Source organism: Streptomyces sp. CA-278952, assembly GCF_028747205.1.
In the GTDB taxonomy this organism is placed as follows: Bacteria; Actinomycetota; Actinomycetes; order Streptomycetales; family Streptomycetaceae; genus Streptomyces.
This window is the reverse complement of record NZ_CP112880.1, coordinates 500,329-527,300: the sequence shown is the minus strand read 5'-3', so window position 1 is coordinate 527,300 and position 26,972 is coordinate 500,329. Positions and strand designations below refer to the sequence as shown.

The 26,972-nt window shown below is 71.6% G+C and carries 26 protein-coding genes and 1 pseudogene; 16 read left to right on the top strand and 11 right to left on the bottom strand.

All coding sequences use genetic code 11. The features are described from left to right. Positions 1-92 precede the first annotated feature (92 nt). The 4 genes from N7925_RS02235 to N7925_RS02220 all read left to right on the top strand — a co-directional run bounded on the left by N7925_RS02235 (position 93) and on the right by N7925_RS02220 (position 3,962). Complete coding sequence (locus tag N7925_RS02235; protein ID WP_265597795.1) at positions 93-845, top strand: LytR/AlgR family response regulator transcription factor; 753 nt, start codon at positions 93-95, stop codon at positions 843-845. Positions 846-907: 62 nt separating this feature from the next. Then, complete coding sequence (locus N7925_RS02230) at positions 908-1,270, top strand: hypothetical protein (RefSeq protein WP_215110290.1); 363 nt, start codon at positions 908-910, stop codon at positions 1,268-1,270. Continuing rightward, positions 1,267-2,772, top strand: a complete 1,506-nt coding sequence (locus tag N7925_RS02225; protein WP_274342845.1) for a sodium/solute symporter — start codon at positions 1,267-1,269, stop codon at positions 2,770-2,772. Before N7925_RS02230 ends, N7925_RS02225 begins: the two co-directional genes overlap by 4 nt. Then, positions 2,769-3,962 (top strand): sensor histidine kinase, encoded by a 1,194-nt coding sequence (locus tag N7925_RS02220; protein ID WP_265597793.1) that lies wholly within the window; start codon positions 2,769-2,771, stop codon positions 3,960-3,962. Before N7925_RS02225 ends, N7925_RS02220 begins: the two co-directional genes overlap by 4 nt. 9 nt (positions 3,963-3,971) lie before the next feature. Here N7925_RS02220 and N7925_RS02215 read toward each other — a convergent pair whose 3' ends face one another. Then, entirely contained in the window at positions 3,972-4,472 is a 501-nt protein-coding gene (locus N7925_RS02215) for a hypothetical protein (protein ID WP_265597792.1), read from the bottom strand. Between the two features lie 112 nt (positions 4,473-4,584). On the opposite strand from N7925_RS02215, the gene N7925_RS02210 reads away from it, so the two are divergent. Next, entirely contained in the window at positions 4,585-4,782 is a 198-nt protein-coding gene (locus tag N7925_RS02210) for a zf-HC2 domain-containing protein (protein WP_265597791.1), read from the top strand. On the opposite strand, the gene N7925_RS02205 is transcribed toward N7925_RS02210, so the two are convergent. After that, on the bottom strand, positions 4,716-5,288 hold the full coding sequence (locus tag N7925_RS02205) for a sigma-70 family RNA polymerase sigma factor (protein WP_265597790.1): 573 nt from the start codon (positions 5,286-5,288) through the stop codon (positions 4,716-4,718). The genes N7925_RS02210 and N7925_RS02205 overlap by 67 nt on opposite strands. A 268-nt stretch (positions 5,289-5,556) precedes the next feature. Here N7925_RS02205 and N7925_RS02200 point away from each other — a divergent pair, with 268 nt between their 5' ends. Beyond that, positions 5,557-6,756 carry a CapA family protein gene (locus tag N7925_RS02200; protein ID WP_274342844.1) on the top strand — a complete coding sequence of 400 codons (1,200 nt, stop codon included), beginning with the start codon at positions 5,557-5,559 and terminating at the stop codon, positions 6,754-6,756. A gap of 7 nt (positions 6,757-6,763) precedes the next feature. On the opposite strand, the gene N7925_RS02195 is transcribed toward N7925_RS02200, so the two are convergent. Beyond that, positions 6,764-7,225, bottom strand: a complete 462-nt coding sequence (locus N7925_RS02195) for a universal stress protein (protein ID WP_265597788.1) — start codon at positions 7,223-7,225, stop codon at positions 6,764-6,766. A 152-nt stretch (positions 7,226-7,377) separates the two neighbouring features. Between N7925_RS02195 and N7925_RS02190 the strand changes: the two genes are divergently transcribed. Continuing rightward, positions 7,378-8,229, top strand: coding sequence for a polysaccharide deacetylase family protein (locus N7925_RS02190; RefSeq protein WP_274342843.1), 852 nt, complete (start codon positions 7,378-7,380; stop codon positions 8,227-8,229). A 92-nt stretch (positions 8,230-8,321) separates the two neighbouring features. On the opposite strand, the gene N7925_RS02185 is transcribed toward N7925_RS02190, so the two are convergent. Beyond that, positions 8,322-8,984: a class F sortase gene (locus N7925_RS02185; RefSeq protein ID WP_018955699.1), complete on the bottom strand. Its 663-nt coding sequence runs from the start codon at positions 8,982-8,984 to the stop codon at positions 8,322-8,324. A gap of 337 nt (positions 8,985-9,321) precedes the next feature. Between N7925_RS02185 and N7925_RS02180 the strand changes: the two genes are divergently transcribed. Continuing rightward, positions 9,322-9,804, top strand: a complete 483-nt coding sequence (locus N7925_RS02180) for a hypothetical protein (protein WP_265597786.1) — start codon at positions 9,322-9,324, stop codon at positions 9,802-9,804. A 91-nt stretch (positions 9,805-9,895) separates the two neighbouring features. Here the strand turns inward: N7925_RS02180 and N7925_RS02175 are convergent, their stop codons facing one another. Next, a complete protein-coding gene (locus N7925_RS02175) occupies positions 9,896-10,453 on the bottom strand; it encodes a hypothetical protein (RefSeq protein WP_265597785.1) in 558 nt (185 codons plus the stop codon). Positions 10,454-10,628: 175 nt separating this feature from the next. Continuing rightward, positions 10,629-11,393: a bestrophin-like domain gene (locus N7925_RS02170; protein WP_274342842.1), complete on the bottom strand. Its 765-nt coding sequence runs from the start codon at positions 11,391-11,393 to the stop codon at positions 10,629-10,631. Positions 11,394-12,206: 813 nt separating this feature from the next. Between N7925_RS02170 and N7925_RS02165 the strand changes: the two are divergent. The 3 genes and pseudogenes from N7925_RS02165 to N7925_RS02155 all read left to right on the top strand — a co-directional run. Then, positions 12,207-12,799: pseudogene (locus N7925_RS02165) on the top strand (SCO0930 family lipoprotein); the annotation flags it as partial. A gap of 251 nt (positions 12,800-13,050) precedes the next feature. Next, a complete protein-coding gene (locus tag N7925_RS02160; RefSeq protein ID WP_274342841.1) occupies positions 13,051-13,869 on the top strand; it encodes an SAM-dependent methyltransferase in 819 nt (272 codons plus the stop codon). Next, positions 13,866-16,040 carry a putative bifunctional diguanylate cyclase/phosphodiesterase gene (locus N7925_RS02155; protein WP_265597782.1) on the top strand — a complete coding sequence of 725 codons (2,175 nt, stop codon included), beginning with the start codon at positions 13,866-13,868 and terminating at the stop codon, positions 16,038-16,040. Before N7925_RS02160 ends, N7925_RS02155 begins: the two co-directional genes overlap by 4 nt. 40 nt (positions 16,041-16,080) lie before the next feature. Here N7925_RS02155 and N7925_RS02150 read toward each other — a convergent pair whose 3' ends face one another. Continuing rightward, positions 16,081-16,977: a LysR family transcriptional regulator gene (locus N7925_RS02150; protein ID WP_274342840.1), complete on the bottom strand. Its 897-nt coding sequence runs from the start codon at positions 16,975-16,977 to the stop codon at positions 16,081-16,083. A 96-nt stretch (positions 16,978-17,073) separates the two neighbouring features. On the opposite strand from N7925_RS02150, the gene N7925_RS02145 reads away from it, so the two are divergent. The 3 genes from N7925_RS02145 to N7925_RS02135 are packed head-to-tail and all read left to right on the top strand — an operon-like array spanning position 17,074 to position 20,472. Further along, entirely contained in the window at positions 17,074-17,778 is a 705-nt protein-coding gene (locus N7925_RS02145) for a succinate dehydrogenase (protein WP_416222861.1), read from the top strand. Position 17,779: 1 nt separating this feature from the next. Next, a complete protein-coding gene (locus N7925_RS02140) occupies positions 17,780-19,729 on the top strand; it encodes a fumarate reductase/succinate dehydrogenase flavoprotein subunit (protein ID WP_274342839.1) in 1,950 nt (649 codons plus the stop codon). Beyond that, a complete protein-coding gene (locus N7925_RS02135; RefSeq protein WP_265597779.1) occupies positions 19,726-20,472 on the top strand; it encodes a succinate dehydrogenase/fumarate reductase iron-sulfur subunit in 747 nt (248 codons plus the stop codon). Before N7925_RS02140 ends, N7925_RS02135 begins: the two co-directional genes overlap by 4 nt. Positions 20,473-20,547: 75 nt before the next feature. Here N7925_RS02135 and uvrA read toward each other — a convergent pair whose 3' ends face one another. From uvrA to N7925_RS02120, 3 genes are all read right to left on the bottom strand, one after another. Further along, positions 20,548-22,962 carry an excinuclease ABC subunit UvrA gene (uvrA, locus tag N7925_RS02130; RefSeq protein WP_274342838.1) on the bottom strand — a complete coding sequence of 805 codons (2,415 nt, stop codon included), beginning with the start codon at positions 22,960-22,962 and terminating at the stop codon, positions 20,548-20,550. Between the two features lie 102 nt (positions 22,963-23,064). Continuing rightward, entirely contained in the window at positions 23,065-23,499 is a 435-nt protein-coding gene (locus tag N7925_RS02125) for a nuclear transport factor 2 family protein (RefSeq protein ID WP_274342837.1), read from the bottom strand. A 40-nt stretch (positions 23,500-23,539) separates the two neighbouring features. After that, on the bottom strand, positions 23,540-24,592 hold the full coding sequence (locus N7925_RS02120) for an MsnO8 family LLM class oxidoreductase (RefSeq protein ID WP_265597776.1): 1,053 nt from the start codon (positions 24,590-24,592) through the stop codon (positions 23,540-23,542). Between the two features lie 114 nt (positions 24,593-24,706). Between N7925_RS02120 and N7925_RS02115 the strand changes: the two genes are divergently transcribed. After that, complete coding sequence (locus N7925_RS02115; protein WP_265597775.1) at positions 24,707-25,195, top strand: phosphatase domain-containing protein; 489 nt, start codon at positions 24,707-24,709, stop codon at positions 25,193-25,195. Here N7925_RS02115 and N7925_RS02110 read toward each other — a convergent pair whose 3' ends face one another. Further along, positions 25,196-25,411: a dodecin gene (locus N7925_RS02110; RefSeq protein WP_018955713.1), complete on the bottom strand. Its 216-nt coding sequence runs from the start codon at positions 25,409-25,411 to the stop codon at positions 25,196-25,198. A gap of 203 nt (positions 25,412-25,614) precedes the next feature. On the opposite strand from N7925_RS02110, the gene N7925_RS02105 reads away from it, so the two are divergent. Continuing rightward, entirely contained in the window at positions 25,615-26,868 is a 1,254-nt protein-coding gene (locus N7925_RS02105) for an extracellular solute-binding protein (RefSeq protein WP_265597774.1), read from the top strand. Positions 26,869-26,972 lie beyond the last annotated feature (104 nt).

Sequence of the window (26,972 nt, the reverse complement as noted above, 5' to 3'; positions counted from 1 at the left end):
GTCCGTGGTGCCGCGGTACGGGTACAACCCGGGATTCGTTCACGCCCCGGCCCCGGCCCTGATCCGCCCCGCACCCCCTAAACTCCGGCCTCATGCTGCGCGTACTCGCCGTCGACGACGAACAACCCGCCCTGGAGGAACTCCTCTACCTCCTGCGCGCCGACCCCCGTGTCCGCAGCGCCGAGGGCGCCACCGGCGCGACCGAGGCACTGCGCCGCATCGGTGGCGCGGTGGACGCGGGCCCCGACGATCCGTCGGCGATCGACGTGGTCTTCCTCGACATCCACATGGCCGGTCTCACCGGCCTCGACGTCGCCCAGCTCCTCGCCGGCTTCGCCGCGCCGCCGCTCATCGTCTTCGTCACCGCGCACGAGGGCTTCGCCGTCCACGCCTTCGACCTCAAGGCCGTCGACTACGTCCTGAAACCGGTCCGCCGCGAGCGCCTCGCCGAAGCCGTCCGACGGGTCGCCGAGCAGGTGGGGGACCGGTCCGCACCCGTCCACGACAGCGCGGGCGACCAGATCCCGGTCGAGCTGGGCGGCGTCATCCGTTTCATCCCCATCGACGAGATCGCGTACGCCGAGGCGCAGGGCGACTACGCCCGCCTCCATACCGCCACCGGCAGCCACCTCGTCCGCATCCCGCTCACCACCCTGGAGGAGCGGTGGCGCTCCCGGGGCTTCGTCCGGATCCACCGCCGCCACCTCGTGGCGCTCGGCCGGATCGACGAGCTGCGCCTGGACGCGGGCAGCATGAGCGTGCGCATCGGGGAGGCGGAGCTGGCCGTCAGCCGCCGCCACACCCGTGCCCTGCGCGACCTCCTGATGCGCCCGGGCAGCCGCTGACCTGGGGGGTTCTTCGCCGAACCCTTCCCAGCACGGCCCGCCGACGCCTACACTCCGAGCCCATGTCCGCAGAGCCATCGCCCCGGCGTGAAGTGGTCACGGGGGAGCCGCGGCGGGTGCGCCCGCTGCCCCGTTACCGCACCCAGTCGGAGATCGACGAGCAGACCGCCCTCGGCGGCGCCTATGTGCGATCGCTGATGCGCGGCCAACTGCGCGCCGGGCTCACCGTGTTCGGCGTCCTCGCCCTCGTCGCGGGCACCCTGCCGCTCCTCTTCGCCGCGCTGGACAGCTCCGCCCTCGTCTGGGCGGTGCTCGGCTTCGCCACCTACCCGCCGCTCACCCTGGCCGCCTGGTGGTACGTCCGCAGGGCGGAGCGCAACGAACGCGACTTCGCCCGGCTGGTGGAGGGCCGCCCCGCCCCGTGAGCACCCCCGATCACATGGCGTCCTGGGTGGCGGTCGCCCTCGTCGTCCTCGCCACCGTCCTCGTCGGCGGCTTCGGCCTGCGCATCTCCCGTACGACCTCCGACTTCTACGTCGCCTCGCGCACCGTGCGGCCCCGCCTCAACGCCGCCGCGATCAGCGGCGAATACCTCTCCGCCGCCTCCTTCCTCGGCGTCGCCGGGCTCGTCCTCGTCCACGGCCCCGACATGCTCTGGTACCCGGTCGGCTACACCGCCGGATACCTGGTGCTCCTGGTCTTCGTCGCCGCCCCGCTGCGCCGCTCGGGGGCGTACACCCTGCCGGACTTCGCCGAGGGACGGCTCGAATCACGGCAGGTCCGCCGACTGGTCAGCGCCCTCGTCGTCGGCGCGGGCTGGCTCTACCTCGTGCCCCAGCTCCAGGGCGCCGGACTCACCCTCAAGATCCTCACGGGCGCTCCGGGGTGGCTCGGCGACGTCCTCGTCGCCACCGTCGTGACCGCCGCCGTCGCCGCCGGTGGCATGCGCTCCATCACCTTCGTCCAGGTCTTCCAGTACTGGCTGAAACTCACCGCGCTCCTGGTCCCCGCCCTCTTCCTGGTGCTCGCCTGGCAGGGCGACGGCCGCCCCCGGGTCAGCTTCGACGAACAGCTCGCCGTCTTCCGCGCCGACCATCCGCTGTACGCCACCTACGGGCTGATCGTGGCGACCTTCCTCGGCACCATGGGTCTGCCGCACGTCGTCGTCCGCTTCTACACCAGCCCCAACGGCCGCGACGCCCGCCGCACCACCGTCGCCGTCCTCGCCCTGGTCGGCCTCTTCTACCTGCTGCCGCCGATCTACGGAGCCCTCGGCCGGCTCTACACGCCCGAACTGCGGTACGGCGGAGACGCGGACGCCGCCGTCCTCCTGCTGCCCGCCCGCGTCATCGGCGGACTCGGCGGCGACCTCCTCGGGGCGCTGATCGCCGGCGGGGCGTTCGCCGCCTTCCTGTCCACCGCCTCCGGGCTCACCATGGCCGTCGCCGGAGTCATCACCCAGGACGTCCTGCCCTCGCGCGGGGTCCGCCACTTCCGACTCGCCACCGTCCTGGCCATCGCCGTACCGCTCGCCGGTTCCCTGCTGGTGAGCCGGGTACCGGTGGCCGACGCGGTGGGCATGGCCTTCGCCGTCTCCGCCTCCTCCTTCTGCCCGCTGCTCGTCCTCGGCATCTGGTGGCGGCGGCTCACCCCGCCCGGGGCCGTCGCGGGGCTCCTGCTGGGCGGCGGCTCCGCCCTCGTCGCGGTGGCCATCACCGTCAGCGGAGCCGTACGCCCGCCGGGCTGGCCGCACGCCCTGCTCGCCTGGCCCGCCGTCTGGTCCGTCCCCGTGGGATTCCTCGCGATGATCCTCGTCTCGCTCGCCACCCCGGGGCGGATACCCCCGGGCACCAACGCCGCCATGACCCGCTTCCACCTCCCCGAGGCACTCTCCTCGGCGCGGTCCGCCGCGGGGCGGGAACGATGACCGGGGCCGCGATCGCCGTTCTCGTCGTGGTGCCGGCCCTGCTGCTGCTCGGCACCGGATATCTGGTGGGCCGCCGCACCGCCCGACCGCTGCGCCCCAGCGACGTCGGCACGCCCGTCGAGCACGCCACGTTCGAGACCCTGCACACCGCGTCGCTGGCCGCCCCGCCACTGCGGGCCGGCCTCACCGAGGAGAGCGCCCGGCGCGCCGCCCGCCGGCTGCGCTCCCTGCTCGGCACCGACGCCCTCTGCCTCACCGACCGGGACCGGGTGCTGGTCTGGGACGGCGCCGGGCACCACCACGGCAAGGACGTCATGGAGCACCTGAAGCTGCTCCTGGACAACGGCCGCCGCACCGCCTTCGACAGCGGCTGCGCCGACCTCGACTGCCCGCTGCGCTGGGCCGTCGCCGTTCCGCTCACCGTCGAGAACCGGGTCCTGGGCGCGCTGGTCGCCTACGCCCCGCGCGAGTCGGCGGTGCTGGCCCGGGCGGCGGGGGAGGTGGCCCGCTGGGTCTGCGTCCAGCTGGAGCTGGCCGAGCTGGACCGCTCCCGCACCCAGCTCATCGAGGCGGAGATCAAGGCCCTGCGGGCGCAGATCTCCCCGCACTTCATCTTCAACTCACTCGCCGCCATCGCCTCGTTCGTCCGGACAGACCCCGAACAGGCCCGCGAACTGCTTCTGGAGTTCGCCGACTTCACCCGCTACTCGTTCCGCAGGCACGGGGAGTTCACCACGCTGGCGGACGAACTGCACTCCATCGACCAGTATCTGGCCCTCGTCCGCGCCCGCTTCGGCGAACGCCTCGCCGTGACCCTCCAGGTCGCCCCCGAGGTGCTGCCCGTCGCACTGCCGTTCCTGTGCCTCCAGCCGCTGGTGGAGAACGCCGTCAAGCACGGCCTGGAAGGCGCGGTCACCCGCAGCCGCATCACCATCAGCGCCCTGGACGCCGGCTCCGAGGCCGAGGTGGTCATCGAGGACGACGGAACGGGCATGGACCCCGAACGGCTGCGGCAGATCCTGCGCGGCGAGGGCGGCGCCTCCACCGGCATCGGCCTGCTCAACGTGGACGAGCGGCTGCGTCAGGTCTACGGCGACGACTACGGCCTGGTCATCGAGACCGGCGTCGGGGCAGGCATGAAGATCACGCTGCGGCTGCCCAAGTACCGTGCCGGGGTGCACGGTTCCTGAAGCAGGGGATCAGCACAGGCGGACGGCCAGATGTCCCAGCGGCAGCCCCAACTGCCAGGCGGGCGTCCAGACGCGGACCTCCTGGTTGTCGGTCTCCCAGCACCCGGGGCCGATCGCGTCGAGGTCCGCCGCGAGCAGTTCGGTCTCCTCCAGCCACCGCCAGGCCGCCCGCGCCAACGCCAGATCGGGGTCGCCGGGCCCGGTGTTCCGTCCCGCCTCCGCCAGCCGCTCGCAGACCCAGGCGCGCCAGGTGCACTCGTACGCCGTGAGGAGCCGCAGCTCGTCGACCCGCGGTCCGGGCAGGGCCCGGGGAGCGGGAGCGTCCCGGGGGACTCCGCACAGGAAGATCGTCAGCGCGAGGGCTTCGCGCCCCGCCCGGAACTCCAGGGTCGTCGGTTCCATCAGATCGCCGGTCCGTAACAGGTCGTCGGCGAGATACTCGGTGGACAGCCAGGTCATCGGTACCCGGAGCCCGTTCCCACCGGTCCCATCCGTATCCTCGGGACGCATCCCGTCTCGCCTCTTTCCTTGCTCGGTGCCGGGCTTCACGCAGCATTGAACCGGGGGCGGGCGCCCCGCGTGGGCAGAAGGGGAGGATCGCCCAGGAGATGCGAGGCAGTGAATGAGTGTCGACCCCGGCGACGACCCGCATGTGCGCCTGCTGCTGGGCGCGTACGTCCTGGACGCCCTGGACGCCGAGGAGACCCGCAGGGTCGCCCGCCACCTCCGGGGCTGTGACGGCTGCGTCGGGGTCTACGTGGAGATGGCCGAGGCCTCCGCCCTGCTGGCGCTGCTCAACGCGGAGGACCTGCGGGAGTAGCCGGGCAGCGTCCGCGCGAGGACCCGCAGGGCGTAGTACGAGCGGGACTTGACGGTCCCCGCGGGGATGCCGAGCGCCTCGGCCGTCTCGCCGACGCTCAGCCCGCGGAAGTAGATCTGCACCAGCACCGCACGGTGCTCGGGGCTGAGGGTGCGGACCGCCTCCCGGACGTCCAGGGCGCGGACGGCCGAGTCCGCGGTGTCCAGGGCGTCCGGGGTGCTTGCCAGCACGGTGTCGCTGACCTCGACGGGACGGGCCTGCCGGGAGCGCCGCGCGTCGATGGCGAGGCGGCGCCCCACGGTGAACAGCCACGGCCGCATCGACGCGTAGGGCGCGTCGAAGGCCTCGGGGTGCTGCCAGGCGCGCACCAGGGTCTCCTGCACCAGGTCCTCGGCCCGCTGCCGGTCCCCGAAGGTCAGGCCGAGGAGGAAGTGGAACAGCGCGGGGCCGTGTTCCCGCTGCAACTCGGCAAGGGTCCGCTCATCGGTCGTCGTGGTGGTCTTCATGAACGCCCTCTCCCGCCGCGGCCCCTGGCGGCCTCGTTGCCGACTTGGCGTATACGAACGCATTCGGCGGCGCGGGAACAGGCGGTGCGCCGAGGCGTGCGACGAGCGGTCGCTCAGTGCGGCGAATGGTGCGGTGAACGGTCGAGGGGCCGTCGGGGTCGGCCGGTACGACCAGTTCAGCTAGGTATGCGGCAATGCTCCTTGCCTATCCGGTATGAATATCTGTGTAGTCGGATGGTCGTAATCATCCGAACATGGAGTCGAGCAGATGACGCAGCGCATCCGACCGGGCACCGTGGCCGCCATCGCCCTTCTGCTCGCCGCGGCCACCGGCTGCACCGGGCAGCAGCCCACGGCCCCCGCGCCGAACGGACACCCCGCCGCGGCCCGGGGGGCCGGCGGCCAGGACGCCGAGGGGCCCCGCCCGTTCACGCTCCTCGCCGCGGGCGACATCCTGCCGCACTCCTCCGTGATCGACCGGGCCGCCGCCGACGCGGGCGGCGCCGGCTACGACTTCGCCCCGATGCTGGCAGGCGTCGCCCCGGTCGTCTCCGCCGCGGACCTGGCGTTCTGCCACATGGAGACGGTGTACGGCGAGGAGGGCGGCCCCTACACCGGCTACCCGAGCTTCAAGTCGCCTCCCGAGGTCGCCACCGCCCTGCGCGCCACCGGGTTCGACTCCTGCTCCACGGCCTCCAACCACACCCTCGACGACGGGGCCGAGGGGGTCTCGCGCACGCTCGGAGCCCTGGACGAAGCGGGCATCCGGCACGCCGGTTCCGCCCGCACCGCCGCCGAGGCCGCCCGGCCCACGATCCTGCCCGCCGGGCCGGGGAAGGGCGCGGCCAAGGTCGCCCACCTCGCGTACACCTACGGCACCAACGACATCCCGGTCCCCGCCGACCGGCCCTGGACGGTCAACGTGACCGACGAGCGCAGGATCATCGAGGAGGCCAGGGCGGCCCGGCGGGCCGGCGCCGACGTCGTCGTCCTCTCCGCCCACTGGGGCACCGAATGGCAGGACGAGCCCGACGCGACCCAGTTGGAGCTGGCCCGGCGGCTCACCGCGTCCGCCGACGGGGGCCGCCCCGACATCGACCTGATCATCGGCACCCATGCCCATGTGCCGCAGGCGTACGAGAAGGTCAACGGCACCTGGGTCGTCTACGGGATGGGCGACCAGATCGCCGGAGCGATGATCAACTACGAGGGCGTCCAGGACCCGCGCGGAAACCAGAGCTCGATGGGCCGCTTCACCTTCGCGCCGCCCGCGAAGTCCGGCGAGCGCTGGACGGTGAAGAAGGCGGAGTTCGTCCCGCAGTGGTACGACACCGGCACCGGACGCGCCGTCAACCTCAACGCCTCCCTCGACGACGGGGCCGAGCACCTGCGTGAGGTCCGCGACCGCATCCGTACCGTCGTCCTCGGGCGCGGAGCGGAGGCCGACGGGCTCCTCATGGGCAGGTGAACCCTTCTCACGGCACCACGGTGACCGGCCAGCGCCCCGCCTTCACCAGGCGCACGGCCACCGAACCGACGAAGCGGTGCCCGGCCGACTCCGACGCCCCGACCACCACCGCGTCCGCCTTCAGCTCGTCGGCCGCCGTCACCAGCCCGTTGTACGGGTCGCCCCGGAAGGTGTGGAACTCCCAGCGCATGTCCCACGCGTCACTGAAGCGCTCGGTCGCCGCGCGGATCTCGGAGACCAGGTCATCCGCGACCTCGCCCGTGGTGTCGCTCACCGGCACGCCCAGCGCCGCGCCCGCGGTGATGACGGGCTGGACGTACACCAGGGCCAGCATCGCGTTCTGCCGACGGGCCAGTCCGGCGGCGTAGGCCGCCGCGCGCATCGACGAGTCGGAGCCGTCGAGCCCCGCGACGATCACCTTGGGGCCGTCCGTGCCGCGTTCGAACCGGTGAGGCTGCTGCTCTGTCACGGCTCCGAGGCTATCGGCTCGTCCCGGAGGGGAGGCTTCGGGACGCCGCCCGAGGCGAATGAAGATGAACATACTGCGTCGATCGTGTACAAAACGGACGATGCTCGGTGTCGGCGGCGGGAGCGGACGTCCGGCCGTGCGAGCAGTTGGCCATGAGAAGTGATCACACCGGACCCGAGCGCCGCACCCTGTTGAGGGTCGCCCTCGGCCTCGGAACCGCCACCGCCGTGCACCTGATCGCCGCCGATCCGGCCTCGGCGCCCGGTCGCTCCGCGCCCACCGCGGACACCCCGCCCGCCGCGGCCGCGGGACCTCCGGGACACGTCCGGGGCCGGCCCTCCCCGTACCGCCTCCAACCCATGACGGCGCATACGCCGCCCCGGTACAGACCGGCCAGGCCGCCCGTTCGCGTCCGGCCCTTCGAGCACCTCCCCGAGATCGGTCACTCGATGGTCCTGAGCTTCGACGACGGACCCGACCCGCTCTACACCCCGGACATCCTGGCCACCCTGCGCGAGCACCGGGTCCGCGCGATGTTCTTCGTCTGCGGAGAGATGGCCGACGGAAACCCGGACCTGCTGCGCGAGATGGCCGACGACGGGCATGTGGTGGGCAACCACTCCTGGTCGCACCCGCTCATCCCGAAGCTCTCCCGCCCCGCGATCCGCGACGAACTGGGGCGCACCAGCGAGGTGGTGGACCGGGCGCTCGGGGCCCCGCCGGCCTGGTACCGCGCGCCCTACGGCGCGTGGAACCGCAACTCCTTCGAGATCGGAGCCGAGTTGGGCATGGAGCCCATGGCCTGGACCGTGGACACGCTCGACTGGAAGACGCCGGGCACCGGCCGAATCGTCCGCCGGGTGCTGGACGGAGCGGCGCCCGGCGTCGTCGTCCTCTCGCACGACGCGGGCGGCGACCGCTCGCAGAGCGTCGCGGCCCTGCGCCGCTATCTTCCCCGGCTGCTGGACTCCGGCTACCGCATCACGGTGCCGCGCCGCCTCTGAGCCGGGGAACGCGTCCACGCGCGACGGTGCCCCCGGCGGCCTCGTGAACCCGAGGCCGCCGGGGGCACCGGCCGTGGTGGGGCGCGCCGCTGTCAGCGGGTGTCGACGAGCCGGGCGAAGACCACCACGTTGCCGTCGTAGCCGCCCGCCTTGGAGTAGCCCCCGCCGCAGGTGATGACCCGCAGCTCCGCGTGGCCGGTGTCGCCGTAGACCCGGGGGCCGGGGAAGTCGTTCTTGGAGAAGACCTCCACCCCGTACACCTCGAAGATCCCGACCCGGCCGTCGTAGCGGGCGACCTCGACCCGGTGCCCCTTCTGGAGCGAGCCGAGGCCGTAGAAGACCGCGGGCCCGGACATGTTGTCGACGTGGCCGACGACCACGGCGGTGCCGCGCTGGCCGGGGGCGATGCCGTTCTGGTACCAGCCGGCGAGGTTGGGGTCCTCGGCGGGCGGGGCGTCGATCCATCCGTTGGCGTCCAGATTGACGTCGATGACCGGGGCGTCGACGTCGATGGACGGGACCTTCACCCGGGAGGCCGGGGCGTACGGCAGCGGCTGCACCGCCTCGCCCTCCACCGGCGGCCCCGCGGTGTCCTTGCCCAGGTCCAGCGAGGCGGCCGCCGCGGGCTGCGGGGGGCCCGCCTCCCCGAACTCCGTGCCGTTGCGCATGAGGGCGAGGCCGCTGAGCAGCACCAGGGCGACCGCACCCCATGGCACACGTCTGGTCCGCTCGGCGCCAGCGTAGTCCCGGCCCATGGTTCTCCCTTCGTCGCGACGCTGTGAACGCTAAGGGCGTCGGGTCCGGGCGGCGATCAGAGAGGGGCGAACGGGTGGCGGCGGGGTCGGGCCCCCTGCCGGGCCCTGCCGGATGCCTGCCCATCGGAGTAATGAGCAGATAAAAGTTCTGACGGGCTGTGACCTGCGGCTCCGTCAGTTTCGCGGGTTTTCGTACGGCGTGTCGCGTCACCGGGGTGGAGCAACGCCGAAGTGCGAGCCGCCGGTCCGCTGGTGAGTGTTCGTCATGGGAGGCGTTTTCGTCGATCCAGCCCGGGGGACGAGCCCCCGGGGGCGTTTCCCGCTGGAGGTTCACACGATGCGTGTCTCACGCGCTCTCGCGGTCACCGCGACCGCTTTCGCGGCCGTCGGGCTGGCGGCCCCCATGGCCGCCGCCACCAACGGCCCGGTCAACGTCGCCGTCAACCCCCACTCCGTCCACCAGGGCGGCACGCTCAAGATCACCGCGCAGGGCTGCGGTCACGGCGGCAAGGTCTGGTCGAACGCGTTCCCGACGACCACCCTCTCGCCGGGTGACGGCACCAACTACGCCCATGCCCGGGTCCGGAACAACACCACGCCGGGTCAGTACCACCTCTCCGTGAAGTGCAGCGACAACGACCGGATCGCGACGCACAAGTTCACCGTGCTCGCCGGCAACCCCTCACAGGGCGGGCTCGGCGGCTCGATGGGGCCGAGCTCCGTGGAGATGCAGGTCGGTGGCGGTCTGGTGGCCGCGGCGGCCGTCGGCGGCGCGGTCTTCCTCGTCCGGCGCCGGCGGACGAGCCATGCGGCGTTCTAAGGCGTCGAACCTCCCGCCCGGCCCGATACGCCCGTCGCCCCGAGTCCTGGACCAGGACCCGGGGCGACTGTCGTGCGCCGCATGCTCGCGGTCAGTGGCGGCGGTCGGCGGTGCGACGGCGCGCGAAGTAGAGGGCGCCCGAGGCCGCCACGGCCACCAGGGCCGCTCCGGCGGCGACCTCCACCGTGTCGGTGGAGCCGGAGCTTCCGCCGAGGCCGCCGCGCACGCCGCCCGGGATGAGCGCCGTCGAGCTGGCGGTCGGAACGGTGGTGGGCCTGGGGGTGGGGGTGCTCGTGGCGCCGCCGGTGATCGTCAGGTTGACGTTGCGGGAGGTGCCGGTGGAGCCGCACGCGAACGTCACCGCGTACACGGCCCCCCGGCGGGCGTCCGCGTCGATGGTGGCGGTGGCCGTCGTGGAGCCGCTCGGGATGGTGGTGGTGTCGAAGATGCCCGAGGAGACGGTCGTCTCGCCGGTGCAGCCGCCGGAGCCGAGGGTGACCCGGCCGCCCGGTGCGATGACCGACGGGGCGATCGTCGGATTGAACGTGCTGGTCGCCCCGTCCGGCGCGGCGTGGGCGGCGGACGGGGCCAGCAGCGTCAGGGCACTGGCGCCGAGCAGGGCGAGCGGTGCGACACGTATCGCGCGCATGGTGGATCCTCCGGGTTCCCCGAGGGGCAGCTGCGGAACCAATTTCCACATAGCAGGAAAAATGCACCTCGATGCCCGACACGCTAGGAGGGCTTCCCCCGGCCCGCGATCGGGGTCCGGCGAATGGGTCAGCGGTGTCCCCCGGCCGGCTCACCGGCCGGCCGAGGGCGCGGACTCAGCGCGCGGCCCCCGGGAACATGTCGAGGAACGGGTCCGCGGTGGCCGAGATCCCCCGGCCGAAGGGCGCGTCGAAGTCCCAGATCAGAAAGAGCAGGAAGGCGATCAACGCGCTGAACAGGCCGGCCAGGAGCAGTTCGCGGAACGTTCTGCGGATCTGGAGGGTGAAGATCAGCCCCACGGTCACCAGCGCCCCGATGATCAGCCCGAACCAGACCACCCCCGGCATCGTCGCCCCGGCGTTCTGCCCGCGTGTGCTGCGGGCGTCGTCCGCCGCCGCCACCTGGTCGACCAGCGGCTGGTAGGCCTGCCCCTCGTGATCGGTCCTGGGCACGTAGTCGGTGACGTCCGCCCGTACCTTGTCCAGCAACTGGGTGCCGCGCTCGGTGAGCGTGTTCCGGTCGGACATCACCTTCCACTCGTCGTGCACCACATGGTTGACGTAGGCGTTGACGTCCGCCCGGATGCGGTCGCGGACCTCCACCGGGTAGACGGAGGCGCGCGCCTGCACCTCGTGCAGCGCCTGCGCCTCGATGCGGACGGACTCCTGGGCGGCGCTGCGTCCCTCCCAGACCCCGGCGATGGCGAGCCCCAGGACGATCGCGTAGACCACGCCGATCATCATCGTCATGTACTCGATGACGTCGGGCGTCTCGGACGGGTCGTCGTCATCCCCGATCCGCCGGTTGTTCAGGACGGCGATGGTGAGGACGACCGCGCAGGCGGACGCCATGGCAATGCTCAGTACGAGCCATTCGGACATGCATCTCTCCTGGTCAGCGGGATGATCGCGGCCGCAGCACGGCAACGGCGAACACCGCCGGGGCGGTGATGAGCAGCGTCAGGGACACCAACGACGGTCCGCTCCGCGGCTGTTTGCGGGCCGGTTTGCGGTACGTCGGCAGCGCGACGGGCCGGGGGCGCGGTGGTTCGGTCCGCTCCGGGGGTTTCGGCGACGGCGACGGCGACGGCTTCGGTGGTGGCGCGGGCGCCGGTGGCGGGGGAGGAGGCGGCGGAGGTGGAGGGGGAGGAGGCGGCGGTTCCGCGACTACCGGTGGCGGCGGTTCCGCGACCACCGGTGGCGGTGGCGGTGGCGGTGGAGGTGGAGGTGGTGGTGGGGGCGGCGGGGGAGGAGGCGGTGGGGGTGGCGGCTTCGGTGGTGGTGGTGGCGGTGGTGGCTCGGAGACCGCGACGCAGTCCCCGCCGCCCGCCACGGCGACCGACGAACTGCCGTCTCCCTGCCCGATCGTGGCCACCGCGCAGCTGTCTGCGGTGGCGGGCAGCGGCACGGCTGTCAGCCAGAGAAGTGCGGCGACCGTCGTGAGCCGCGCGATGCGTGATCCGTACACGTCCGCGAGCATGATCCACGCTGCCGGGGAACACGCGACACCTGCCGGTGATTCGCCTGATCGTGCGGTTAATGGGCCATTCGTGTTTGTCCGGTGGACGTCGCGTCTCTGTCCGGTGGACGTCGCTCGCCGCACTCTTCTCGGCGTTCCTCCGAACGCGCCCCCGTCGGCGTCCCGGACCCAGGGCCATGAACGGCGCGGTCCCGCGCCGGCACCGGAAGGGGTACGAGCTGCTGGGGGAAGCGGCCCGCGCCGACGGCACCAGCCAACTCACCGTCGGCGGCCGGCCGGTGTACCGGTACGCGAAGACACCGCACCGGGCCGGCTCAACGGGCAGGCGTGGGCGGCGGCACCTGGTTCGCCGCTGCCCCCGACGGGAAGAAGGCCGCGAAGAACGCCGATGGCGCCGACGTGGGTCAATCCGCCGATCCCGCCGAATCCGCCGATCCCACCGTTCCCGCCGGCCTTTCGGTCCGCAAGGGTAGGGAACTCGGCGACATCGTCGTCGACGGACGCGATAGGACGGTTTACCGCTTCACCAAGGACTCGGCCCGGCCGATGAAGACCGCGTGCACGGGCGACTGCCTCAAGAAATGGCCGGTAGTGGCCCCCATGGCCAAAAATGCGGTGGATGGTGTGACGACGAAGTGATTCGTCACCTTCGACCGCCCCGACGGGGTCAAACAGCAGACCATCGACTGCTGGCCCCCTCTACACCTGCGCGGGCGACGCCAAGCCCGGCGACACCAACGAGCAGGGGGCGGGCGGCACCTGGAACGCCGTTTCCCCCGATTCTCAACTGGTCGGCACTTCCCGGTGATCGCGCCCGGTCGAACACCCCCAGGAGCCCCAAGTCGCCCCGAACCACCGGGAAGCGGCGTCCGGAGTGCCGGTCCGTCGCTGTTCGCATACGCGCAGCGACGGACCGGCCGCCGATGCCACCGGAGTGTGACCAATAACGGATCGCTAATTTCCGTTTCCACTCGCTCTCTTGGCGGCCGATCAGTAGCCTCTGGTCAACACTGACCATGAACATGGCCGGATCGCCGTGGCGACTTGTTGGAGACATCGATGGAGCGTCCCGCCTGGGCACCGCAGGGCATTGACATTTCGGTGCCAAGCGTGTCTCGCATGTACGACTTCTATCTGGGCGGATCGCACAATTTCGAGGTGGACCGGGAAGCCGCGCGCAAGGCCATGGAGTTCCTTCCGGGTCTTCCCAAGATCATGCAGGCCAATCGCGCCTTTATGCGCCGGGCCGTCCGCCACGCCGTCGACATCGGTATCGGCCAGTTCCTGGACATCGGCTCCGGCATACCGACCTTCGGCAACGTCCACGAGGTCGCCCAGGCCGCCGACCCCGGGGCCAAGGTGGCCTACGTCGACCACGACCCGGTCGCCGTCGCCCACAGCCGGGCCGTCCTGGAGGGCAACGACCGCGCGGCCATCGCCGCCGCCGACCTTCGCCGTCCCAAGGAGATCCTGACGAACCCGGAGATCACCGGACTGCTCGACCTGGACCGGCCGGTGGCGCTGCTGCTGGTCGCGGTCCTCCACTTCGTGGAGGACGCCGACGACCCGCGCGGCGCGGTCGCCGAGCTGCGCGAGTCACTGGCCCCCGGCAGCCTGATCGTCCTGACCCACGCCTCGTACGAGGGCATCCCGCTGCCCAAGGAGGAGGCGGCCGGCACGGTAGGCGTCTACCAGAACATCCGCAACCCGCTGATCATGCGCTCGCGCGAGGAGATCGGCCAGTTCTTCGAGGGCTACGAGATGGTCGAGCCGGGGCTCGTGTCGATGCCCGAATGGCGGCCCGACACCCCGCAGGCGCCGGAGCAGGAAGACCCGTACGCCTTCTCGGGCTTCGCAGGGGTTGGGCGCAAGGCGTGAGCACTCCCGCCCAGGCGTCCGGGGAACCGGACGCGGAACCCGACGGTCCGGAAGGCCGGCTGCGGAGATTCGCCAGAATCTGGAGCCGGGCCATCTTCCCCCTGACGGCCACCTCTCTCACCCGGCCGGAGTTCGAACAGCATCTGCTGCCCCTGGCACGCGAGCTGAACGGCATCCTGCACGCCCACCCCTTCGACGCCTCGCCCGCCCAGCGGATCGGCGAGGCCCTGATCGACGCGCACTGCACCGACCCGGACGCCCTCAGCTCCACGCTCGGCGTCGTCGACTCCTACCTCGTCCTGTACTGCGGCGGCCACGGACCCGGCGCGCTCTCCACCGAGGACGGCCGGGCCCGCTGCGCCCGGATCCAGCACACCCTCGCCGCCGGCTTCACCGGGGCCCTGCGCGAGCGCACGCTCGCCGAGCAGGAGGCCATCGCCCGCTCGGCGCTGACCGCCCGCTCGGACGCCGAACAGGCCCTGCACGCCACGGAGGCCCGGTTCCGCGCGGTCTTCAAGGACGCCGCCATCGGCATCGGCGTCGCCGACCTGGACGGCAACATCCTGGAGATCAACGACACCCTCACCAAGATGTTCGGCGGCCTGGAGAACCACGTCCGCAGCCACAAGGTGAACGAGTGGGTCCACCCCGAGGACTCGCCGCAGGTGTGGAAGTACTACGACGAGCTGGTACGCGGCGAACGCGACCACTACCGGGTCGAGAAGGCGTACTACCGCAACGACGGCACCGTGCTGTGGACCAACCTCACCGTCTCGCTGCTACGGGATTCCGAAGGCCGTCCCGAGTACCAGCTCGCACTGATGGAGGACACCACCGAGCGGCGGCTGCTCAATCTGCGCCTGCGCTACGAGGCCACCCACGACGCGCTCACCGGGCTGCCCAACCGGACCCTGTTCTTCGAGCGCCTGGAGAAGGCCCTCGCCGCCCAGGAGGGAATCCGCTTCGGCCTCTGCTATCTGGATCTCGACGGCTTCAAGGCCATCAACGACAGCCTCGGCCACGCAGCCGGCGACCGTCTCCTCGTCGAGGTCGCCGACCGGCTCCAGAGCTGCGCCACCGCGCGCGGCGAGATGGTCGCCCGGCTCGGCGGTGACGAGTTCGTCGCGCTGACCACCGGCCCGGACACCGCCGAGGAGGTGGACGAGCTGGCCGGCCGCATCCTGGGCGCGCTCGCCTCCCCCATCCGCCTCGACGGCCGCGAGCTGACCGTCCGCGGCTCCATCGGCGTCGTCGAGGGGCCCTCCGGGGAGCGCAGCGCCGCCGAGGTGCTGCGCAGCGCCGACATCACGATGTACCGGGCCAAGGCGGCGGGCGGCAACCGCTACCAGCTCGCCGACGCCGAGGCCGACGCGCGCGCCATCACCCGGCACGGGCTGACGACCGCGCTCCCGGCCGCCCTGGACCGGGGCGAGTTCTTCATCGAGTACCAGCCGCTCGTGCACCTGGGCGACGGCACGGTGCACGGCGCCGAAGCGCTCGTACGGTGGTGCCATCCGCAGCACGGGGTGCTCGGCCCCGACCGGTTCATCCCGCTCGCCGAGCACACCGGGCTCATCGTGCCGCTCGGGCGCTGGGTGCTGGAGGAGTCCGTACGGCAGGCGAACTTCTGGCAGGAGCGGCACAGCGACGGAGGGCCGCTGCGGATCAACGTGAACCTCTCGCCGACCCAGCTGCACCACCCCCACCTCGTCGCCGAGACGGTCGACGTGCTGGAGCGTTCAGGTCTCGAACCGGGAGCGCTCTGCCTGGAGGTGACCGAGTCCGCCCTGATCGGCGCCGACGACGATCTCCTCAAGCCGCTGCGGCAGCTCGCGGAGATGGGCGTCGACATCGCGCTCGACGACTTCGGCACGGGCTACTCGAACCTGGCGAACCTGCGCAGGCTGCCGGTGAGCGTGCTCAAGCTGGACCGTTCCTTCACCCGGGGCATGCAGCAGCACCCGGCGGACCCGGTCGATCTGAAGATCGTCGAGGGCATCGTGTCGCTGGCCCACAGCCTGGAGCTGGCCGTCACGGTGGAGGGCGTGGAGACGGGCGCCCAGGCCGAGCAGCTGCGGCTGCTGGGCTGCGACACCGCACAGGGCTGGTACTACGCCCGCCCCGGGGCTCCGGACCGCATCCACTCCCTGCTGCTGGCGGACGCGGTCTGAGCCCGGCCGGGGCGCGGAGGGACCTTCGCGCCCCGGCCGGTCAGCCGGAGGAGGGCCGGTGCTCCAGCAGCATCCGCTGGAGCTCGCGCGCGGCCCGGGGCGGAGCCACGTCGCTGCGGTGCGCCAGCGCGATCGTGCGCCGCAGCCCGGCGCCGGCCAGCGGAGTCCTCCGCAGGTCACTGCCCGCCCGGGCGGCGGCCATGCTCGGCACCACGGCGATGCCGAGCCCCGCCCGTACGAAACCGAGCACCGCGTCCATCTCGCCGCCCTCGACGGTGAACGTGGGCTCGAAGCCCTCCGCGCGGCACGCGGCCACGGTCAGCTCCCGCAGGTTGTACCCGTGCCGGAACATCACCAGCGGCGCCCCCTCCAGATCCGCGATCCGGATCCGGCCGCCCCGCCCCGGGGGCGGCTCCGCCGCCGAGGACACCACCACCAGGTCCTCGTGCAGCAGTTCCACCGTGGTCAGCGCGGGGGAGGCGGCCGGCATGGGCAGCACCACCAGCGCCAGGTCGAGCGCTCCCCGCGCCAGCTGACGCACCAGGTCGTGCGAGCCACCCTCCTCCAGCAGCAGCCGTACCCCCGGATGCCGGTCGTGGAAGGCGCGCAGCATGTCCGGGAGCAGCCCGGTGCACAGGCTCGGCGTCGCCCCCAGCCGCACCCGGCCGCTGCGCAGCGAGACCAGCTCCTGGACCTCCTGCCGGGCCGTCTCCGCGTCGGCGAGGATCCGCCGGGCGAGCGGCAACAGTGCCTCGCCCGCGTCGGTGAGAGCGATATTGCCCCGGGCCCGGCTGAACAGGTCAGCGCCCAACTCCGTCTCCAGCGCCCGGATCTGCTGGGAGAGCGAGGGCTGCGACACATGCACCGCCTCGGCGGCCCGGGTGAAGTGCCGGGCCTCGGCGACGGCCACGAAGTAGGTGAGCTGTTGGAAGTGCACCCCTCGACCCTAACGGCTATCGATAGTGAATGCCTATGGAGATGAGCCAGGCCATGTCTTGGACTGATCGGGTCGTCCGCCCCTAACGTCGTGTCCATGGCATTGGCAACGCGGACGGACCGACGGCCGTCGATGACGCGTACGCTCTGGGACTCGACCGTCGGCAAGAAGACGATCATGGCCGTGACCGGTCTGGTCATGCTCGGATACCTCGTCGCCCACATGGCGGGCAACCTGAAGATCTTCTTCGGACCCGGCGAGTTCGACGGGTACGCCCACTGGCTGCGCACCATGGGCGAACCGGTACTGCACTACGAGTGGGCGCTGTGGCTCGTCCGGGTGGGGCTGGTCGCGGCCGTCGTGCTGCACGGCGTCTCCGCGTACCAGCTGAGCCGGCGCGACATCAGGGCGCGCCCGGCCAAGTACGTCCACAAGAGGCCCCGGGCGAGCTACGCCACCCGGACCATGCGCTGGGGCGGGATCATCCTGGCGCTCTTCATCGTCTGGCACATCCTCGACCTGACGACCGGCACCGTGCACACCAGTTTCGAGGCCGGGCACCCCTACCAGAACGTCATCGACACCTTCTCGACCTGGTACGGCAACGTCATCTACATCGTCGCCGTGCTCGCCATGGGCCTGCACGTCCAGCACGGCTTCTGGAGCGCCGCGCAGACCCTGGGCGTCGGCAACGCGACCCGCGACCGCATCCTGAAGACCCTCGCCAACCTCCTCGCAGCGGTGCTGACGGTGGGCTTCATCTCCGTACCCGTCGCCGTCATGACCGGAGTGGTGAGCTGATATGCCCGACTACACGCAGTACGCCACGGGCGAGCCCGTGGTCGACACGAAGGCCCCCGAGGGGCCCGTCGCCGAACGCTGGGACACCCGCCGCTTCCAAGCGAAACTTGTGAACCCCGCCAACCGGCGCAAACACACCGTCATCGTCGTCGGCACCGGTCTCGCCGGCGGAGCGGCCGGCGCCACACTCGCCGAACAGGGCTACCACGTCGTCCAGTTCTGCTTCCAGGACTCACCCCGGCGCGCCCACTCGGTGGCCGCCCAGGGCGGCATCAACGCCGCGAAGAACTACCGCAACGACGGCGACTCCATCCACCGGCTGTTCTACGACACCGTCAAGGGCGGCGACTTCCGCGCCCGGGAGTCCAACGTCCACCGGCTGGCGCAGATCTCGGTGGAGATCATCGACCAGTGCGTCGCCCAGGGCGTCCCCTTCGCCCGGGAGTACGGCGGCCTCCTCGACAACCGCTCCTTCGGCGGCGTCCAGGTCTCCCGTACGTTCTACGCCCGCGGCCAGACCGGACAGCAGCTCCTCCTCGGCGCGTACCAGGCGCTGTCCCGGCAGATCGCGGCGGGCGGCGTCGAACTCCACGCCCGCACCGAGATGCTGGACCTGATCGTGGTCGACGGAAAGGCGCGCGGCATCGTCGCCCGCGACCTGGTCACCGGGGAGATCGAGAGCTACTTCGCCGACGCGGTCGTCCTGGCCACCGGCGGCTACGGCAACGTCTTCTACCTGTCGACCAACGCCATGAACTCCAACGCCACCGCCGTCTGGCGGGCCCACCGGCGCGGTGCGTACTTCGCCAACCCCTGCTTCACCCAGATCCACCCCACCTGCATCCCGCGCACCGGCGACCACCAGTCCAAGCTCACGCTGATGAGCGAGTCGCTGCGCAACGACGGCCGCATCTGGGTCCCCAAGGCCAAGGGCGACGACCGCCCGGCCAACCAGATCCCCGAGGACGAGCGCGACTACTACCTGGAGCGGATCTACCCCGCCTTCGGGAACCTGGTGCCCCGCGACATCGCCTCCCGCGCCGCCAAGAACGTCTGCGACGAGGGGCGCGGCGTCGGCCCCGGCGGACAAGGGGTCTACCTGGACTTCGCCGAGGCCATCGGCCGGATGGGCCGCAAGGCCGTCGAGGCCAAGTACGGCAACCTCTTCGACATGTACCAGCGGATCACCGACGAGGACCCCTACACGGTCCCCATGCGGATCTACCCCGCCGTGCACTACACGATGGGCGGCCTCTGGGTCGACTACGACCTCCAGACCACCATCCCCGGCCTCTTCGCCATCGGCGAGGCGAACTTCTCCGACCACGGGGCCAACCGCCTCGGCGCCTCCGCCCTGATGCAGGGCCTCGCCGACGGCTACTTCGTCCTGCCCTCCACGATCAACGACTACCTCGCCCGCAATCCGCACACCGACACCGTGGACGGGGCGCACCCCGCCGTGGCGGAGGCCGTGGCGGAGACCGAGGACCGGATCAACCTGCTGCTCTCCGTCGACGGCGACCGCACCCCCGACTCCTTCCACCGCGAGATCGGTGAACTCATGTGGGAGTACTGCGGGATGGCCCGCACCGAGGACGGTCTGTGCAAGGCGCTCGCGAGGATCCCGGAAATCCGCGAGGAGTTCTGGCGCCGCATCAAGGTCCCCGGCACCGGCGAACAGTTCAACCAGTCGCTGGAGAAGGCGAACCGCATCGTCGACTACCTGGAGCTCGCCGAGCTCATGTGCCTCGACGCCCTGCACCGCGCCGAGTCCTGCGGCGGCCACTTCCGCGCGGAGTCCCAGACCCCGGACGGCGAGGCCGAGCGGCGCGACGAGGAGTTCTCCTACGCCGCCGCCTGGGAGTTCACCGCCACCGGCGGTGCCCCTGTCCTGCACAAGGAAGACCTCGTCTTCGAGTACGTCCACCCCACCCAGCGGAGCTACGCATGAAGCTCACCCTGCGCGTCTGGCGTCAGCGGAACGCCGAAGAGCCCGGCGCCATGGCCACCTACGAAGTCGACGGCATCTCCGCCGACATGTCGTTCCTGGAGATGCTCGACACCCTCAACGAGGAACTCACCCTCGCCGGGGACGAGCCCGTCGCCTTTGACCACGACTGCCGTGAGGGCATCTGCGGCGCGTGCAGCCTCGTCATCAACGGCGACGCCCACGGCCCGGAGCGCACCACCACCTGCCAGCTCCACATGCGGTCCTTCGCCGACGGCGACACGATCGACATCGAGCCCTGGCGGGCCTCCGCCTTCCCGGTCATCAAGGACCTGGTCGTGGACCGCTCCTCGTTCGACCGGATCATCCAGTCCGGCGGCTACATCTCCGCCCCCACCGGCACCGCCCCGGACGCCCACGCGACCCCGGTGCCCAAGCCGGACGCCGAGCTGGCCTTCGAGAACGCCGAGTGCATCGGCTGCGGCGCCTGCGTCGCGGCCTGCCCCAACGGCTCGGCCATGCTCTTCACGGCCGCCAAGGTCAATCATCTCAACGTCCTGCCGCAGGGCGCACCCGAGCGCGAGACCCGCGTCCTGGACATGGTGGCCCAGATGGACGACGAGGGCTTCGGCGGCTGCACCCTGACCGGCGAATGCGCCACGGCCTGCCCCAAGGGCATCCCGCTGCCCTCGATCGCCGCGATGAACAAGGAGTGGCTGCGGGCGACCCGCAAGGTCCGCCGCTGAACCGGGCGTTGACCCCGGGGGTCGATCCCGTACGGTTCCACAACCGTACGGGATCGACGCGCTGCCCCCGTCGGCTCAGCGCCGCAGCGCCTTCGCCAGATACGGCGCCGTACGGCTCCCCGCGACGCCCGCCACCTCCGCCGGGGTGCCGGACGCGACGATCCGGCCGCCCCGGTCACCCCCCTCGGGGCCCAGGTCGATGACATGGTCCGCGCCCGCCACCACGGCCATGTCGTGCTCCACGACCACCACCGTGCTCCCGGCGTCGACCAGGGAGTGCAACTGCCGCATCAGCACCTCCACATCGGCCGGATGCAGCCCCGTCGTCGGCTCGTCCAGCAGATACAGCGTGTGCCCGCGCCGGGCGCGCTGGAGCTCCGCCGCCAGCTTGATGCGCTGCGCCTCGCCGCCGGACAGCTCCGTGGCGGGCTGCCCGAGCCGCAGATAGCCGAGGCCCACGTCCAGCAGGGTGGTCAGCGCGCGCTCGGCGGCCGGCGTCCCGGCGAAGAAGGACGCAGCCGACTCCACGGTCAGCTCCAGGACCTGAGCGATCGTCAGGCCGTTCAGGGTGACGTTCAGGGTCTCCGGGTTGTACCGCGCGCCGTGGCAGTCCGGACAGGGCGCGTAGGTGCTCGGCAGGAACAGCAGCTCCACCGAGACGAACCCCTCGCCCTGGCAGGTCTCGCACCGCCCGCCGCTCACGTTGAACGAGAACCGCCCCGCCGTGTACCCCCGCTCCCGCGCCGCGTCCGTCCCCGCGAAGAGCTTCCGCACGGCGTCGAACAGGCCGGTGTACGTGGCCAGATTGGACCGGGGCGTACGGCCGATGGGCTTCTGGTCGACCTGGACGAGCCGGTCCACCGCCTCCAGGCCGGTGGCCGCCGCGCAGTACCGCGCACCCGGCCCGGGCTCCTCACCCGCCTGCCGGTCCGCCAGCACCCCGGCGAGCACCTGGCCGACCAGGGTCGACTTGCCCGAGCCGGACACCCCGGTCACCGCCGTGAACACCCCGAGCGGGAACGCCGCGTCGATGCCCCGCACATTGTGCCGCTCCACGCCGGTGAGCCGGATCCACCCGGCCGGCGCCCGCGGCTTCCGTACCGGCGCGGGCCCCTCCTCGAACAGGAACCGCCGCGTCGCCGACTCCGGCACCCGGGCCAGCCCCTCGGGCGGCCCGCTGTGCAGCACCCGCCCGCCGTGCTCGCCGGCCAGCGGACCCACGTCCACCAGCCAGTCCGCCCGCCGCACCACGTCCATCTGGTGCTCCACCACGAAGACCGAGTTCCCGGCCTCCTTCAGCCGGCCCAGCACCCCGAGCAGCGCCTCGGTGTCCGCCGGGTGCAGCCCGGCCGACGGCTCGTCCAGGACGTAGACGACGCCGAAGAGCCCCGACCGCAACTGCGTGGCCAGCCGCAGCCGTTGCAGCTCCCCCGAGGACAGCGTCGGGGCCGTCCGGTCCAGGCTCAGATAACCGAGCCCCAGCTCCGTCACCGTCCCGATCCGCGCCAGCAGATCACCGGTCAGCACCCGGGCCGTCTCCTCGCCGCCCGCCCCCGCACCGGACAGCACCTCGGCCAGTGCGGACAGCGGCAGCCCGGCCAGCTCAGCGACGGTCCGCCCCGCGAAGGTCACCGCCATCGCCTCCGGCCGCAGCCGGCTACCGCCGCACACCGGGCACGGGGAGCTCGTCAGAAAGCGCTCCGCCTTCGCCCGCAGGGCCCGGCTCTTGGTATCGGCGAAGGTGTGCAGCACATAGCGCCGCGCACTCATGTACGTGCCCTGGTACGGGCGTTGGATCCGGCCCGCGTCCCGTACCGGATGCACCGTCACCACCGGCTGCTCGTCGGTGAACAGGATCCACTCCCGGTCCTTCTCGGGCAGCTCGCGCCACGGCCGGTCGACGTCGTGGCCCAGCGCGTCCAGCACATCGCGGAGGTTCTTGCCCTGCCACGCCCCGGGCCACGCGGCGATCGCCCCCTCCCGGATCGACAGCGAGGGATCCGGGACGAGCAGCTCCTCGTCCGTCCGGTGGACGCGCCCCAGCCCGTGGCACTCCGGGCACGCCCCGACGGCGGTGTTGGGGGAGAAGGAGTCGGAGTCCAGCCGCTCGGCCCCCGGCGGATAGTCGCCCGCACGGGAGAAGAGCATGCGCAGCGAGTTGGAGAGCGTCGTCACCGTCCCGACGGAGGACCGGGCCCCCGGGGCGGAGCGCCGCTGCTCCAGCGAGACCGCGGGCGGCAGACCGGTGATCTCCCCGACGGCGGGCGCGCCCACCTGATGGATCAGCCGCCGGGCGTAGGGGGCCACGGACTCGAAGTAGCGGCGCTGGGCCTCCGCGTAGATGGTCCCGAAGGCGAGCGAGGACTTCCCGGACCCCGACACGCCCGTGAACACGGTCAGGGTGTCGCGTGGGATGTCGACCTCGACGTTCTTGAGGTTGTGCTCGCGGGCGCCGCGCACCCGGACGTACGGATCGTGGGGGGAGTGCATGGGGCTCGGCTCCGTACGGGTGGGTTCTGACGCCTGGCGGGACAAACAGTTCGATTCTAGGCGTCGGCGCCGACGGCGGCCCCTGGGATCCGGCCGCGCGCCTCACGGTGTGCAGGCGCGGGTGACGGCCTCGGTGTCCCAGTAGAACGGCCGCACCTCGGTGATCCGGCCGTCCCGGACGGTGAGGGTCTGCAGGATGGGGAACGTCAGCTCCCGCGCGGTCGCCCGGGACACGGCGCGGACGATCGTGCGCACCACCGAGGTCTCCCCGGTGGCCAGAAAGACCTGTTCCACCAGCTCGAACTCGGACCAGGTGTCGCTCATCGCCCGGAAGAACCGCTCCATGCCGAGATGCCCGCGCCAGACTCCGCCGTACGGGAGCCCCGCCGCCTGATGCAGGACCACATCGGGTGCGAAGCAGGGCGCCAGGAGGTCGAAGGAGGCCGTGCCCGGTCCGCCGGCCGCCAGATAGCGTGCTTCGGCCGTGTACATGGCGGTGAGGACCGCCCGGGAGTCCGTCGTCGGAGAGTGCGTCATGCCTCCCAGCGTTCCCGATCCTCGCGGGCGGGTCCGGCGGCTATCGGACGTCGAGGCTCCGCAGCGGAGCACGCCCGTCGGCCCGGTCCCGGGGCCGGACGATCCGGGAGAGCCGCCGCAGCGAGTCCACCAAACCCTCCCGGTCGTACGTACTGGTCGTGACGAGCACCTCGTCCGCCCCGGTTTCCTCGATCGCCCGCTCCAGCTGACCTGCCACCTGGTCCTCGGTGCCGTGGACATGGCCGTCCAGCCCCCGCTCGTACAGCCTCCGTTCCTTGGCCGTCATGGCGAGGGCCTCGACGCGCTCGGCCGGGGCCAGCGGCGGAAAGTCTCCACGCGTACGGGAGTACGCCATGGCCCACGCCTCCGGTACGAGCAGTCGGCGGGCCGCCTCCTCGGTGCCGGCGACGGCCACCGTGCCCGCGACGATCACCTCGGGCCGCTCGGCGCGGGCGGAGGGGCGGAAGTCGCGGCGGTAGACCTCGATGGCGCGCAGCACCTTCTCCCGGCCGCGCAGATCGCCGATGACGAGGGGGAGCCCGGCGGCCGCGGCGACCGACGCGCCCTCCCCGATCGCCAGGACGTAAGCGGGGATGCGCAGGCCCTCCGCCGGACGGGCGTGTACCCCGGGGTGCACCTGCTGGGTGCCGTCGATCCAGCCGAGCAGTTCGGTGAGCCGCCCGGGGAAGTCCTCGGCGTCCTCCTTGCCGTGGCCGAGCGCCCGGCGGACGCCGTCGGTGAACCCCACGGAGCGGCCGAGCCCCATGTCGATCCGACCGGGAAAGAGGGAGGCGAGCACCCCGAACTGCTCGGCGACGACCAGCGGCCGGTGGTTGGGCAGCATCACCCCGCCGGTGCCGACCCGGATGGTGGAGGTCGCGGCGGCGACAGCGGCGGCCAGCACCGTCGGCGCGGACCCCGCGACCCCGGGCACGCCGTGGTGCTCGGAGACCCAGAAACGGTGGAAGCCGAGCGCCTCCGCCTCCCGGGCCAGGTCGACGGTGTCGCGCAGCGCCCGTGAGGCGTCGTGCCCCTCACGGGTGCGGGAACGGTCCAGGACGGAGAAGCGGGTCGAGGCGATCACAGAGCTCACGCTCCCTTCAACACCGCCGCTCTCCCAGGATTCCCGCGAACGCCGCGGCTCTCCCAGGATCTCCGCGCGACGGCGGCCGACGCCGGGGGCCGACGGGCTTCCTAAGCTGGGGGCGTGGACAACGACGCACGGCCGCTGGCCGTATTCGACCTGGACGGCACGCTCGCGGACACCGCCCACCGGCAGCACTTCCTGGAAGGCCCGCAGCGCGACTGGGCCGGCTTCTTCGCCGCGGCCGTGGACGACCCGCCGCTCGCGGAGGGCGTGCGGATGGTGCTCGCGAGCGCCGAGGAGTGCGCCATCGTCTATCTGACCGGACGGCCCGAGCGGTGCCGTCGTGACACCGTGCGCTGGCTGAGCCGTCAGGGGCTGCCCGAGGGCACGCTGTTCATGCGGCGCAACGACGACCGGCGCCCCGCACGCCGGACGAAGCTGGACGTCCTCCGGCGGCTGGGGCGGAAGGGGCAGGTGCGCATGCTCGTGGACGACGACGAGCTGGTCTGCGACGCGGCCCAGGTGGCCGGATTTACTGTGGTGCGGGCCCGCTGGGCAGACCCGTCGGCGGTGCTGAAGGATGCCCAGGAACGCGAGGGGCGTACCTGATCAGGCACTTTCGTCGAGCCGGAAGCCCACCTTCAGGCCTACCTGGTAGTGCGCGATTCGGCCATCTTCGATATGGCCCCGCACTTGATTAATCTCGAACCAATCGAGATTGTGCAACGTTTCCGCCGCTCTTGCGACGCCGTTCCGGATCGCCTCGTCGATGCCCTCCTCGGAGGTTCCTACGATCTCGGTGACCCGATAGGTGTGATTCGCCATTGTTTGTCTCCTCTCCTGGGACCACGTTGCCCCAATCCGAGCTCTCCCGCGAGGGGGAGGATGGGGCGAATCGGGACGGGTGTCCGCCTTGACCTACTGAATGGTCCATACCAAAATTCAGCCAACCACCCGTGCGAGCACCGCCCGCAATCCCCCCACACCGGGTCCCGATTTCGTTGTGCCGTTTCGCAGAAGGTGACCACGTGAAAAACCGCATACTGGCCGGAGCCATCGCGCTTGTCTCGTCCGTCGCACTCGGTGGATGCGGCTTCATACCGGGTTCGGGCAGCGGTGACCGCACGGTGACGGTCTGGCTGATGAAGGACAGCGTCTCGCCCGGCTTCCTGGACAAGTTCACCCGCTCGTACGAGGAGGAGAACCCCTCGATCGAGCTGGACTTCAAGATCCAGGAGTGGAGCGGCATCGGACCCAAGGTTCTCTCCGCGCTGGAGGGCGACGCCCCGGACGTGATCGAGGTCGGCAACACGCAGGTCGCGCAGTACGCGGAGAGCGGCGGCCTGCGCGATCTGACCCTCGAGTCGATGCGCGATCTGGGCAGCGAGGACTGGCTGCCCGGCCTGGCCCAGCCCGGCAGCATCAACGGCGTGCAGTACGGCATCCCCTGGTACGCGGCCAACCGGGTGGTGATCTACAACAAGGAGATCTTCGAGGAGGCGGGCATCGACTCCGTCCCGAAGACGCGCGACGAGTGGATCGCCGCCACCGAGAAGCTCAACGGGGCGGGCAACCAGGGCATCTACCTGGCCGGTCAGAACTGGTACGTGCTCGCCGGCTTCATCTGGGACGAGGGCGGGGAACTCGCCGACGAGAACGGCGGCGACTGGCAGGGCGCCCTGGACACTCCGGAGGCCCTGGCGGGCATGGAGTTCTACCAGGAACTGCAGGCGCTCGGCGACGGACCCACGGACGCCGACGAGGAGAAGCCCCCGCAGACCGACGTCTTCGCCAAGGGTGACGTCGCGCAGATCATCTCGACTCCGGGCAGTGCCGCGCTCATCGAGCAGAAGAATCCCGAACTCAAGGGAAAGCTCGGCTACTTCCCCATTCCCGGCAAGTCCTCGAAAGCCCCCGGCTCGGTCTTCACCGGCGGCTCCGACCTCATCGTCCCGAAGAAGGCCGACGAACGCACCGCCGGCATCGCCGTCGTCAAGGCGCTGGCGAGCGAGAAGTGGCAGACGGAGCTCGCCCGGGGCATGAGCTACGTCCCCAACAAGCCGAGCCTCGCCCATGTCATCGAGGGCGACGAGGGCACCGCGGCGATGGCCGAAGGCGCCACCCGCGGCCGCGCCACCCCCAACTCGCCCCAGTGGGCCAGGGTCGAGGCGGAGAACCCGATCAAGCCCTACATGACGGCCGTACTCGAGGGCGGCGACCCGGCCCGCGAGGCCAAGGCCGCATCCGAGCGCATCACCGCCATGCTCGCCGGCAGCGGCTGATCCCACCCGGAGGGAGTCCACGGAAGACGGACTCCACGGAAGACGGACTCCACGGAAGACGAAGACAGACTCCACGCGGCACGGAGCCCACGCGGCACGGAGCC